This is a genomic window from Streptomyces pseudovenezuelae (assembly GCF_029892565.1).
GTDB lineage: Bacteria > Actinomycetota > Actinomycetes > Streptomycetales > Streptomycetaceae > Streptomyces > Streptomyces pseudovenezuelae_A.
The window spans coordinates 1-12,284 of sequence record NZ_JARXVH010000038.1 but is presented as its reverse complement, the minus strand read 5'-3'; the positions used below and the strand labels follow the sequence as shown (position 1 = coordinate 12,284).

13 protein-coding genes and 1 rRNA gene are annotated in these 12,284 nt (G+C 68.9%); 4 read left to right on the top strand and 10 right to left on the bottom strand.

Translation table 11 applies throughout. From position 1 onward, the window contains the following. Positions 1–82: 82 nt before the first annotated feature. The 3 genes from M2283_RS49525 (at position 83) to M2283_RS49515 (ending at position 3,579) form a co-directional block, all read left to right on the top strand. A complete protein-coding gene (locus M2283_RS49525) occupies positions 83–1,027 on the top strand; it encodes an HAD family hydrolase (protein WP_280883215.1) in 945 nt (314 codons plus the stop codon). A 315-nt stretch (positions 1,028–1,342) separates the two neighbouring features. Next, on the top strand, positions 1,343–2,116 hold the full coding sequence (locus tag M2283_RS49520) for an ECF subfamily RNA polymerase sigma factor, BldN family (RefSeq protein ID WP_123998545.1): 774 nt from the start codon (positions 1,343–1,345) through the stop codon (positions 2,114–2,116). 233 nt (positions 2,117–2,349) lie between these two features. Further along, positions 2,350–3,579 (top strand): DUF5667 domain-containing protein, encoded by a 1,230-nt coding sequence (locus M2283_RS49515; RefSeq protein ID WP_280883214.1) that lies wholly within the window; start codon positions 2,350–2,352, stop codon positions 3,577–3,579. 84 nt (positions 3,580–3,663) lie between these two features. On the opposite strand, the gene M2283_RS49510 is transcribed toward M2283_RS49515, so the two are convergent. From M2283_RS49510 to M2283_RS49490, 5 genes are all read right to left on the bottom strand, one after another. After that, on the bottom strand, positions 3,664–4,719 hold the full coding sequence (locus M2283_RS49510; RefSeq protein ID WP_280883213.1) for a lysophospholipid acyltransferase family protein: 1,056 nt from the start codon (positions 4,717–4,719) through the stop codon (positions 3,664–3,666). A 14-nt stretch (positions 4,720–4,733) separates the two neighbouring features. Then, complete coding sequence (locus tag M2283_RS49505) at positions 4,734–5,795, bottom strand: NAD-dependent epimerase/dehydratase family protein (protein ID WP_280883212.1); 1,062 nt, start codon at positions 5,793–5,795, stop codon at positions 4,734–4,736. Between the two features lie 195 nt (positions 5,796–5,990). Then, positions 5,991–6,089: a 30S ribosomal protein bS22 gene (locus tag M2283_RS49500; RefSeq protein WP_003948845.1), complete on the bottom strand. Its 99-nt coding sequence runs from the start codon at positions 6,087–6,089 to the stop codon at positions 5,991–5,993. Between the two features lie 131 nt (positions 6,090–6,220). After that, the gene (locus tag M2283_RS49495) at positions 6,221–6,433 is read right to left on the bottom strand and encodes a helix-turn-helix domain-containing protein (RefSeq protein WP_004984898.1); all 213 of its coding nucleotides are present in this window, start codon (positions 6,431–6,433) and stop codon (positions 6,221–6,223) included. Between the two features lie 129 nt (positions 6,434–6,562). Then, complete coding sequence (locus M2283_RS49490) at positions 6,563–7,378, bottom strand: phosphatase (protein WP_280883211.1); 816 nt, start codon at positions 7,376–7,378, stop codon at positions 6,563–6,565. A gap of 220 nt (positions 7,379–7,598) precedes the next feature. Here M2283_RS49490 and M2283_RS49485 point away from each other — a divergent pair, with 220 nt between their 5' ends. Further along, positions 7,599–8,039, top strand: coding sequence for a spore-associated protein A (locus tag M2283_RS49485; RefSeq protein WP_280883210.1), 441 nt, complete (start codon positions 7,599–7,601; stop codon positions 8,037–8,039). Positions 8,040–8,240: 201 nt separating this feature from the next. Here the strand turns inward: M2283_RS49485 and M2283_RS49480 are convergent, their stop codons facing one another. The 5 genes from M2283_RS49480 to rrf form a co-directional block, all read right to left on the bottom strand. Beyond that, positions 8,241–9,413 carry an acetoin utilization protein AcuC gene (locus M2283_RS49480; RefSeq protein ID WP_280883209.1) on the bottom strand — a complete coding sequence of 391 codons (1,173 nt, stop codon included), beginning with the start codon at positions 9,411–9,413 and terminating at the stop codon, positions 8,241–8,243. Further along, a complete protein-coding gene (locus tag M2283_RS49475) occupies positions 9,364–10,593 on the bottom strand; it encodes an MFS transporter (RefSeq protein WP_280883208.1) in 1,230 nt (409 codons plus the stop codon). Before M2283_RS49475 ends, M2283_RS49480 begins: the two co-directional genes overlap by 50 nt. A gap of 91 nt (positions 10,594–10,684) precedes the next feature. Further along, complete coding sequence (locus M2283_RS49470; RefSeq protein WP_280883207.1) at positions 10,685–11,404, bottom strand: VC0807 family protein; 720 nt, start codon at positions 11,402–11,404, stop codon at positions 10,685–10,687. Between the two features lie 69 nt (positions 11,405–11,473). After that, complete coding sequence (locus M2283_RS49465) at positions 11,474–12,118, bottom strand: HAD family hydrolase (protein ID WP_280883206.1); 645 nt, start codon at positions 12,116–12,118, stop codon at positions 11,474–11,476. A 74-nt stretch (positions 12,119–12,192) separates the two neighbouring features. Further along, positions 12,193–12,284 (bottom strand): 5S ribosomal RNA (gene rrf / locus M2283_RS49460); the annotation flags it as partial.

Here is a 12,284-nt window from a genome sequence, read left to right as displayed (position 1 = left end):
TTAACTGACCGGTCGCGGAGAGTTCACAGCCTCCAAACCTCACGACTCCGAAGCCACCGAACAAACTGGCTATGCTCACGCCATGGCCGCTCTCGGATGGCTCACTCCCCGTAGGCGCTCCGCCACGGCACGAAGCGTGTTGGCAGGCGAGGCCTCGGCGGAGGCAGCCCGCAAGTCCTCGCAGGACGCCCAACACGCAGAAGACGCCACCGACGCCGATCTCGCGGTGGAGGAGCCGGAGTTCCCGGTGCTCGGCGACGACAAGGCCGCCGCCTTCTTCGACCTCGACAACACCGTCATGCAGGGCGCGTCGATCTTCCACTTCGGCCGGGGCCTGTACAAGCGGAAGTTCTTCGAGACCCGCGACCTCGCCAGGTTCGCCTGGCAGCAGGCCTGGTTCAGACTGGCCGGCTCCGAGGACCCCGAGCACATGCAGGACGCCCGCGACTCGGCACTGTCGATCGTCAAGGGCCACCGCGTCGCCGAGCTGCAGTCGATCGGCGAGGAGATCTACGACGAGTACATGGCCGAGCGGATCTGGCCCGGCACCCGCGCCCTCGCCCAGGCCCACCTGGACGCGGGCCAGAAGGTGTGGCTGGTCACGGCGGCCCCGGTGGAGATCGCCACGGTGATCGCCCGCCGCCTCGGCCTGACCGGCGCCCTCGGCACGGTCGCCGAGTCGGTCGACGGCGTCTATACGGGCAAGCTGGTCGGCGAACCGCTGCACGGCCCCGCGAAGGCGGAGGCGGTCAGGGCGTTGGCGGCGGCGGAGGGCCTGGACCTGTCCCGCTGCGCCGCGTACAGCGACTCGCACAACGACATCCCGATGCTCTCGCTGGTCGGCCACCCCTACGCCATCAACCCGGACAGCAAGCTCCGCAAGCACGCCCGCAAGCTGGACTGGCGGCTGCGCGACTACCGCACGGCCCGCAGGGCGGCGAAGGTCGGCATCCCGGCGGCGGCCGGCGTCGGCGCGGTGGCGGGCGGCACGGCCGCGGCGATCGCATTGAGCCGTCGGCGCCGGTAACAGGGCAAACGCAGCCAATCCACGGGTCTTACCCGCGTAACCCTCTGTCCAGTCACGTTGGCTGCACACGGCCACAACACGCCCCGTTCCCTGACTGAACATGAACGCATTCGATCAACAACCTGTCACTCTGCGGTACTTGATCGTGCGTCAATCGGTTACAGAAGCGACGTAATCGATGATTTGAGCAACTGGGTGTAGCAGCGCCTGCACGAAGCGTTATTCTCCTCAGACGCAAACCGGTACCCCTCCGTCGCTACGACGGGTGAATGGTCCCGCACTGCACGTGATGGAAGCTCTGCCTCTGGGAGTCCCGTGTACCCACACGTCGGGGTTGACGCCTCGGGCCTGGCTACGCTGCGCGCAACGGTCCAAGACCTGTTGCGCGGCTTCGTCCCCACCGCGTACGCCGTCCCCGCCCTTGCCGTAGCCACCACCCCCGTCGGCCCGTGCTATGCGCTGGCCGACGGCACCGCCGCCGTCGGAAGACGAGGGCGGACCACCGGCGCCACCACCGCGCGCCGCCCGGCCGCGGACAGTGACAGCGCCCGCATGATGGACCTCGTCGAGCGCGCCCAGGCCGGCGAGGCCGACGCCTTCGGGCGCCTCTACGACCAGTACAGCGACACCGTGTACCGGTACATCTATTACCGGGTGGGCGGAAAGGCCACCGCCGAGGACCTCACCAGTGAGACGTTCCTGCGCGCCCTGCGGCGCATCGGGACCTTCACCTGGCAGGGCCGCGACTTCGGCGCATGGCTGGTGACCATCGCCCGCAACCTGGTCGCCGACCACTTCAAGTCGAGCCGCTTCCGGCTCGAGGTCACGACCGGCGAGATGCTCGACGCCAACGAGGTCGAGCGGTCGCCCGAGGACTCCGTCCTGGAGTCCCTCTCCAACGCCGCCCTGCTCGACGCGGTGCGACGGCTCAACCCTCAGCAGCAGGAGTGTGTGACGCTCCGGTTCCTCCAGGGTCTGTCCGTCGCCGAGACCGCCCGCGTGATGGGCAAGAACGAGGGCGCGATCAAGACCCTCCAGTACCGGGCGGTGCGCACGCTCGCCCGGCTCCTTCCGGACGACGCACGCTGAGCGGGCCACTCTCCGCGATACCCAACTCACGTTCAGTGAAAGTCCGTTGACTTCCCGATCCGATCATCCGTCGTCCGTAACCCAAGTGCCACGCCGCTCGTTGTGCGGGATGCAGGCTCCCTGTGGACACGTCCGGGCCAAGCCCGATCACTCGATCGTGTGGAAGCGATCGAGGCGGGCAACCGTCCGGGTCCCAGGGGAGTCGACCGTCATGACGAGAGGAGGTGCCGCCAGTGATCGCGAACGTATCGGCGCACCGGCGGGCGAACGCCTTCGCCCAGGCCCTGGAGGAGCAGTCCGACCGGGACCCTGCGGCCGAGCAGTCCGAAGGACCGGCCCCGGCTCCGGCTGCTGCGGAACAGACCGAGCAGGGCCGCCTTATGGCCCTCACGGAGTGTCTCGGCGACTTGCCCAAACCGAAGCTGGACCCCGAGGTGAAGGTCATCCAGCGCGCTCAGCTGGTGGCCGCGTTCGAGGCCATGCTCCAGGAGGGCGCGGGGGGCGGGGCGACGGACCCATCGGTACCGGAGCAGCGTTCCCACCGTGCCCGCGGCACACACCGGGCGAGCCCGCTGGGGAAACTGCGGCCGAGATCCCGGCTGACCAAGGGCCTCGCCGCCGGCGGGCTCAGTGTCGGTGTCGCGGCGAGCGCCTTCGGCGGAGTCGCCGCTGCCAGCTCGGACGCGCTGCCCGGTGACCAGCTCTACGGGCTCAAGCGCGGCATCGAGGACTTCAAGCTCAACTATCTGTCCGAAGGCGACGACGAGCGCGGAGTCGCCTACCTCGACCAGGCCTCCAACCGCCTGAGCGAGGCCCGTCGGCTGATGGAGCGCGACCGCGGTGGTCACCTGGACCACGAGTCGCTGGGCGAGATCCGGCGTGCCCTGTTCGGCATGCAGCACGACGCGGCCGAGGGCCACCGACTGCTGCACGAGGCCTACGAGCGCGACCCGGACAAGCTGGGCCCCATCCAGGCCCTCGACGCCTTCTCACGCTCGCACCGCGAGGCCTGGGGCGCGCTCCGCGACCGGCTGCCGGTGCAACTCGGCGACGTCCGCGACCAGGTGTCCTCGGTCTTCGACGCCATAGACGAAGAGGTCGCCCCGCTGCAGTCCCTGCTCCCCAAGCCCCCCACCCAGGGCGGCACGGGAAGCGGCGGCAGCAGGCAGGGCTCCGGTACGGCGTCCACGGGCACGTCCGGCACCGGCCGCTCGACCACCCCGAGCACCGGCAGCAACACCTCCGAGGGCAGCCACTCGTCCAGCCCCAGCAAGTCGGCCGAGACCGGCAACGACGGCCTGCTCGGCGGCAACACGGGCGGCCTCCTCGACCCACCGGGCTCCACGAGCAGCGCCTCCCCGTCCCCGTCCAAGTCCGCCACCACGGAACCGGACGTAACCATCCCGCCCCTCCTCCCCGGCCTGCTCCCAGGCCTGGGAATCGACGGCGAGGACGCGAACTAGCTCCGCGGCTCAACCGACCGATGGGGGCGCCTTCTCAGGAGGGCGCCCCCATCGTCGTATCCGCTTGGGTCCTACGAAGAACTCCTAGAAGAACACCGACCGCCGCTGCACCAACAACTTGTAGAGCGTGTGCTGGATCTGCTCGCGTACCTGGTCCGTCAGGTTGAACATCAGCATCGGGTCCTCCGCCGCCTCCGGCGGGTAGCCGTTCGTCGGGATCGGCTCGCCGAACTGGATCGTCCACTTCGTGGGGAGCGGGATGGCGCCGAGGGGGCCGAGCCACGGGAAGGTGGGGGTGATCGGGAAGTACGGGAAACCCAGGACGCGGGCCAGGGTCTTGGAGTTGCCGATCATCGGGTAGATCTCCTCCGCGCCCACGATCGAGCACGGGATGATCGGGGTGCCCTTGCGCAGGGCCGTCGAGACGAAGCCGCCGCGACCGAAGCGCTGGAGTTTGTAGCGCTCGCTGAACGGCTTGCCGATGCCCTTGAAGCCCTCCGGCATCACGCCGACCAGTTCGCCACGGCCCAGGAGCCGTTCGGCGTCCTCGGCGCAGGCGAGGGTGTGACCGGCCTTGCGGGCCAGCTCGTTGACCACCGGCAGCATGAAGACGAGGTCCGCCGCGAGGAGCCGGAGGTGGCGGTTCGCGGGGTGGTTGTCGTGGACGGCGATCTGCATCATCACGCCGTCCAGCGGAATCGTCCCGGAGTGGTTGGCGACGATCAACGCGCCGCCCTCGGCCGGGATGTTCTCGATGCCCTTGACCTCGACCCGGAAGTACTTCTCGTACACCGGGCGCAGCGCCGGCATCAGGACCTGGTCGGTCAGCTCCTCGTCGTAGCCGAAGTCGTCGACCTCGTAGTCGCCGGTGAGCCGGCGGCGCAGGAAGGACAGCCCGCTCGCGATCCGGCGTTCCAGATCGCCGTCGTCCTGTTGCCGCTCGGGCGGCTGTTCCTCACGCGTCACAGGAACATCATCCTGCGCGGGAGCCCTGCTGGGCAGGGGCTGTACCTCGCGGACCAGCGTGGGTTCCGCGGACTTGCCGCGCCGGCTCCCCGCGCTCCGCCGCCGCACCGGCCGCTGTACGGCGCCCGCACGGGACCGGTCGTCGTCGAACGGAATGACCTTGGCATCAGCCATCGTTGATGCGCTCCTCAGTTGGCGCTCTGCGTCGGGGGTTGGCCGCCGCTCAGGGCGGGCAGCGCGGCGATCCGATCGACGGCCCCCGCGAGGGCCTCCGGGGGCAGGAGTCCGGGGCCCCGGCTGCGCGCGAAGTCCGCGAAGGTCTCCGCCGTCGTGTACTTCGGCTTGAACCCGAGCGTCTCCCGCATCTGGTCCGTCGCCACGACCCGGCCGTGGGTCAGCAGCCGGATCTGCTCCGGGGAGAAGTCCGTCATGCCCAGCGTACGCACCAGCGACCCGGCCCAGGTGACCGCGGGCAGCAGCAGCGGCACCGTGGGCCGCCCCAGCCGCCGCGAGCACTGGGACAGCAACAGGACGCCGTCCCCGGCGATGTTGAAGGTCCCGCTGTTGAGCGTGCCCCGCGCCGGCTCGTGCGAGGCGATCCGCAGCACCTCGATCACGTCGTCCTCGTGCACGAACTGCAGCCGAGGGTCGTAACCGAACACCGTCGGCAGCACCGGCAGATCGAAGTACGAGGTCAGCGGGGTGTCCGCGGTCGGCCCGAGGATGTTGGCGAACCGCAGCACGCACACCGCGACATCCGGCCGCCGCCGCGCGAACCCGCGCACATACCCCTCGACCTCGACCGTGTCCTTGGCGAAGCCGCCGCTGGGCAGCGACTTGGGCGGGGTCGTCTCGGTGAAGACGGCCGGGTCCCGGGGCGCCGACCCGTAGACGTTCGTACTGGACTTCACCACCAGCCGCTGCACCGTCGGCGACTTCTGGCAGGCGCCGAGCAGCTGCATCGTGCCGATGACGTTGGTCTCCTTGACCGTGGTCCGGCTGCCGCTGCCGATCGCCATCGCCGTCACATCGAGGTGTACGACGGTGTCGGCGGCCGTCTCGGCCAGGATCCGCGCGATGCCGGGCTGCCGGATGTCGGCCTGGATGAAGTCGGCGCCCCCTAGATGGTGTTCCGGCGGGACCGCGTCCACGGCGATGACCCGGTCCACCTGCGGGTCACGCTGGATCCGTCGTACGAACCGGCCCCCCAGCCTGCGGGCCACCCCGGTCACGAGCACGACCTTCCCCAAGATCAGCGCCTTCCTTCCAGCCGTCGACGAGCCTTGTAAGCTGCCGCGTTCCCCATGTCGGCCAACTTAGCGGTTCGGTGTTGCGCTGTGATGACCGCCCGACCCATGAAAGTCATGACTGACCGGAACATAACTGTGGCCCCCCACCGGATTCGGTGGGGGGCCACAACAGACGCTCTCGCGGCGTCGCGTCGCTTACTTCTTGTTGCGACGCTGAACGCGCGTGCGCTTGAGCAGCTTGCGGTGCTTCTTCTTAGCCATCCGCTTGCGCCGCTTCTTGATAACAGAGCCCACGACTACCCTCGCTCACTTCTCATCACTCGGTGCTGGGCGCCATGGGCCCATACGACCTACAAGGGGCAAGCCTACCCGCCCGAGCGCTGAGGTCGTAATCGAGGGTCTTCCGGGAGGCCCGGAGGCCACCGTCAGGCTGTCTCCACCCCCACATAGCTCTCGCGGAGGTACTCGTGTACCGCTTGCTCCGGTACGCGGAACGAACGTCCGACCCGGATCGCGGGCAGATGACCGCTGTGCACCAACCGGTACACGGTCATCTTCGACACTCGCATCACCGAGGCGACTTCCGCCACGGTAAGGAACTGAACCTCGTTCAGAGGCCTCTCGCCAGCTGCAGCCATGACACACCTGAACCTTCCGCACTCGACGGTCACCGGCTTCCCCTTCCGGTGACTCTTCGTCGTTGCGTGCTCACTCCCCAATGTAGGGGCGTGTGATGCGAGTGGGGAAGAGGTGCACCCATCGGCGGCCTACTGTGACAGACACGCTCGATTGAGTACGTAGCGGGTAAGCGGCCGGTAGTAATCAGACCGCACAGCGTCATCAAGTGGAACGACGACGGACACGGACCCCTCTGCCTCTCCGACGAAGAGTGCGGGGTCGTCGGTATCGCCCAGCCCAATGGCCTCGAACCCCAGCTGACCTGCTCCGCAGACCCATCCGTGGTCCCCGACGACCAGCTCGGGAAGCGGCCCGCCGGCCTCCGCCGCCGCCGCCAGAACGGTACGAACCGGGAGCGGTGAGTGCGTGTGTGCGCCGGTCGCACAACCGGGGCGCGTGGGGCCGGGTTCGCGGACGAGCGCGACTCCTCGTGCGTAGTCAAGGTTGTACGTGCGTAGACCGAACCGGGTCGTTATGTCGACACAGCGACCATGCGCCGGTGTGAGGACGGTACATCCAGCCGCCGACAGCGCGTCCGCCAACGCGGCGTAGAAGCCGAGGAGCCGATGCGGGTGGCCGGTGCCGAAGAGTACGGGGGCGCCACGCTGGGCGGCTGCGGCGAGGCGTTCCGCAAAGGCATCCAGAGCGGTCAGAGTCCGCTCCGGATCGATCACATCATGGCCTGAGGTGTGCTGTGGATCGGCCGAAACCCCGCACTTGTCCGCCATCAACTCGATCAAGTCCCGCTGCCGCCAAGCCCACTCGGGATCGATCCCGATCGTCACCCGGGGGTCACGTGCGGCGAAGAGCCGGTAGCTGCGCAGGCTCTCCTCCCGCGAGGTGGCCACCGTCCCGGCCAGGCGGGCGGCCAGCAGATGGGCGCGCAGCGCTCCGGTGCTCAACACGTCAGTGATGGTGGCCGATGCGCGTACGAGGCGCGGCGGGAACGGCCCGAACACCGCACGGTTGGCCTAGCGACCGGTGACAGAACGGTGACAGACGGCACCACAACCAACGCCCGGGCTCCCTGGTCTCATCTTGCGTGGACGGCAACGACCAACCGTCCCAAGCAAGTTGACCACTCGTCACCACAGTCGTCACAGCCATCACCACAGGGGGAACACCATGAACATGAAGCTGTCCCGTCGCACCACAACGGCCGCCGCACTCACCGTCCTCGCCCTCGCGGGCACCGTCGCCGCCACCGCCCCGGCCTCCGCGGCGACGGCCAAGCCGGCGGCCACCACCGCGGCCTACAACGGCGTCTGCGGCACCGGCTACAGCGTCGTCGACTCCACACCGATCGGCCACGTCGGCACCGTGTACCTGACCTGGAACGAGGACAAGGGCAAGAACTGCGCCGTGACCATCCGCAACACCCCCGGAAACAGGATCAACATGCGGGTGACCCTGGACGCCCTCGGCGACTCCATCGACCCCGCCGTCGACTCCGGCACGTACACGAGCTACGCCGGCCCGGTCTACGCCGACGCCCGCGAGTCCTGCGTCGCCTGGGGCGGCACCATCGGCAACGCCTCGGCGGAGGACTCCGGCCACTGCAGCTGACGCAGCGAGGGGGGTGGCGCTACCAACCCGCACAGCTGCGGGCAGCGCCACCCTCCAACCCACTCCCCAGCTGCGGGCAGTCGTGCCGTTGGGGGGCGGCGCCCGCCCCAAAGAGAGCGGCACCCCGCAAGCGCGGGCAGGCGACAACCCCCTCGCCGGTGACCCCGGCACCTCCGCAACGCCCCTACGCCGGCAACACCCTCACGCCAACAACCCCCGCAACGGATAGACCGCCCGCCGAGTAGCCAGCACCGCCTGGTCCAAGCGGTCCGCAGGGTCGTACCCCGCATCCCACTCGGCGAAGGACACCGGCCACCGCCCGTCCGTCATCCGCCCGGGCCCCAACTGCCGCGTCCGCGCGAACACTTCCTGCCGCCAGCTCTCCGGCACCAGCGTCTCCGGCGCGATCTCCCGCCCCGCCGCGATGGCCACCAGATGCGTCCACGACCGCGGCACAACCTCCACCACGGCGTACCCGCCCCCACCCAACGCGACCCACTTCCCGTCGGCGTACTCGTGCGCGAGCTCATGACAGGCGACCTGCACAGCCCGCTGCGCGTCCAGCGACACGGCGAGATGCGCGAGCGGATCCTCGAAGTGCGTATCGGCCCCGTGCTGCGTCACCAACACCTGCGGCCGAAAGTCGGCAATCAGCTCCGGCACAACGGCATGGAACGCCCGCAGCCACCCGGCGTCCCCGGTCCCCGCAGGCAGCGCCACATTCACCGCCGACCCCTCCGCCACCTCGGCGCCGGTCTCCTCAGGCCACCCGGTCTGCGGAAACAGCGTCCGCGGATGCTCGTGCAACGAGATCGTCAGAACCCGCGGATCCTCCCAGAACGCGGCCTGCACCCCGTCCCCGTGATGCACGTCCACATCGATGTACGCGACCCGCTCGGCCCCGAGCTCCAGCAGCCGCGCGATCGCGAGCGAGGCGTCGTTGTAGATGCAGAACCCGGACGCGGCCCCCGGCATCGCGTGGTGCAGCCCGCCCGCGAAGTTCACCGCGTGCAGGGCGTCCCCGGCCCACACGGCCTCCGCCGCCCCCACCGACTGCCCCGCGATCAACGCCGACACCTCGTGCATGCCCGCGAAGGCCGGATCATCCATCGTCCCGAGCCCGTACGCCCCGTCGGCCGCCCCCGGATCCGCGGAAGCCGCCTTCACGGCTTCGACGTAGTCCTCCCGGTGGACCAGCCGCAGCGTCGACTCCCCCGCCGGCTTCGCCGCGACCACGTCGACGTCCTTGTCGAGCCCGAAGGCGTCGACGAGTCGCCTGGTCAGGGCGAGCCGGATCGGATCCATCGGATGGTCCCGACCGAAGTCATAGCCCGTTACTGCCTCGTCCCACATCAGCTGTGCGCGGCCGCTCATGCCCGCCACCGTATCGGTCCTGTTGAGGAGCGAACGACTTGGCGTACACCAGTGTCACCAGCACCAACACCATCGGCACGAGCATGGCCCCGCGATAGCTCCACGCATCCCCCAAGGCCCCCACGAGCGGCGAACCGATCAGGAATCCCACGTAGTTGAAGACATTGAGCCGCGCGATGGCCGCGTCCGACGCCCCCGGGAACATCCGCCCGGCCGCCGCGAACGTCTGCGGCACCAGCACACACAACCCCAGCCCCAGCAGCGTGAACCCGAGCATCCCGACCCACGGCCCCGGCGCCACGGCCACCACGGCGAACCCGCCCGCCGCCACCAGCGCCCCCACCCGCACGACCACCACGGCTCCGAGCCGCCGCACCCCGAAGTCCCCAAGGGCCCGCCCCAGCAGCGTGGTCACCATGTACACGTTGTACGGCACGGTCGCGAGCTGCTCCGAACTCCCCAGCACGTCCTGCAGATACTTCGCGCTCCAGTTGGAGACGGTCGAGTCCCCGATGTAGGCGAAGGTCATCACCAGACACAGCGGCAGCAGCAACTTGAAGACGAGACCCCCACCGGCCCCCTTCTCCCCGGCCTCCTCCGACGAGCCGCCCCCATCGCCGCTGTCCCCGTCGACGTACCACCGACTCCCCACCAGCGCGGCCGGCAACAGCACGGCCACCACCGGCAGATACGAGACCCACAGCGCGAGATGCCAGTGCGCCCCCACCCACGCCAGCGAGGCCCCCACGATCCCGCCCAGGCTGTAAACGGCATGGAAGCTGAGCATGATGCTCCGCCCGTACGCCCGCTGCAGACTCACCCCGAGCATGTTCATCGAGGCGTCCAGCGCACCCACGGCCAGCCCGAACGCGACGAGCGAGACCCCGAGTTCGACCTTCGAGTCGCCCGCCCCGACCCCGAGCAGCGCCAGCATCACCACGGGCTGGGACCAACGCAGCAGCAGACTCGGGTGCACCCGCTTCACCAACTGCTCGGTCGTCACACTCCCGACACCGGCCAGGATCGGCACGGCGGCCAGGAAGGCGGGCAGCAGCGCGTCGGAGACCCCGTACCGGTCCTGGATCGCCGGGATGCGGGTCACGAGAAGGGCGAACACGGCGCCCTGGGCGAAGAAGCTCAACGCCAAAGAGGCCCTACCGCGCCGCAGCACATCTGTCATGGCGGCGAGCGTAGGGCCCCAGGCTACCTGTGGGTAGATCCAGCCAAAGATGAATTTCCTTCAGCTTTACCCGAGCGTCCTCTTACGAGGGTCAAGCGGCGACGGCCTCCTCGACCGGGAGAGCCACTTCCTCGCCCGCGACCTCGGCCTCCGTCCCGTTCTCCACCTCTGCGGAGACCATCGCCTCCATCGGCCCGGCGCCCAGCGCACCGCTGACGAGGAAGGTCAGCACCATCGTGCCGACCATCACGACCGTGCCCATCCAGACCATGGTGTCCACGGGGATCGTGTACGCCCCCACGACCCGCGCCACACACTCGGCGAGCAGCGCCACACCCCACACCACGGAGAACGTCCGCTCCTTGCGCAGGAAGGCCGCCGAGGCAGCCGCACGCCCTGACGCCAGCCGCTGCCAGGCGGCCTCCTTGGCCTGGTCCCCCTTGACCAGGAAGGGCTTCATACCGGCGGTCATCATCGGCCGGCCGAGGGCCACCGAGACAAGAATCCCGATCCCGATGGTGCTGCTGACCGCACCATCCTTGGCGAGCATCAGCCGCGGGTCACCGGAGACGAAGCTCAGCACCAGCGAGACGACGTTGACGACCAGGATGAGCCCGGCCAGCCCGTTCGTCCGCCGCTCCCTCACCAGACTCCAGACCGTCCGCAGGGCCGGAACCACACTGCTCCAGGCCAGCGCCGCGAAGGTGCTCATCCCGAAGGCGTCCTTGAACAGGTAGTACGAACCGAGAGGGACCGCCACATCCACGATCAGCGGACCGAAGGTGCTCTGCTTGCTCGTCTTCGTCGTCATGCCCTCAGCTTGACCGCCGGGCAGGGTCCCCCAGTAGAAACGATCGTCCAGAGCTCGGCATGACAAATGTCAGCCCAGCAGCTCGACCAACTCCCCCATGTCCCCGAAGAGTTTGCCGGCTCCCGCGAGCTTCTCCCCCGACGTCATGGCGGTGAACCCGAGCACATCCATCCCGGCCGCCACCCCCGCCTGCACCCCCAGCGGAGAGTCCTCGACAACCACACACCGCCCGGGCGCGACCCCCATCCGCTCCGCCGCATACAGGAACAGATCCGGATCGGGCTTCCCCCGCCCCACATCCTGCGCACTGAAGATCCGCGCCTCGTCGAACCACCGGTCCAACCCGGTCGTCCGATGCCCCACCCGAATCCGCTCATGACTCCCCGAGGACGCCACGCAGTACGGCACCCCGTCCTCAACAAGCTTCGCGAGTACGTCCACCACCCCCGGCACCGGCCGCAACTCCCGCTCGAACGCGGCGAACACCCGCGCATGAAAGACATCATCGAAGTCAGCCGGCAACGAATCCCCGGTCCGCTCCTCCACCAGCTCATGGACCCGGTGCATGGCGGAGCCCATGTAGTCACGGAGAGAGTCCTCGTACGACGTCGGGTACCCGAGCTCGGTCAGGTACGCGGCGAGGAGCCGGTTGGAGATGGGCTCACTGTCGACGAGGACGCCGTCGTTGTCGAAGATGACGAGGTCATAGCGCATACAACCAACCCTAAATGTGGACCCGAAATGCAGAAAGCCCCGTACCATCCCGGTACGGGGCTTTCTCAAGAATTGTTCGGCGGTGTCCTACTCTCCCACAGGGTCCCCCCTGCAGTACCATCGGCGCTGTAAGGCTTAGCTTCCGGGTTCGGAATGTAACCGGGCG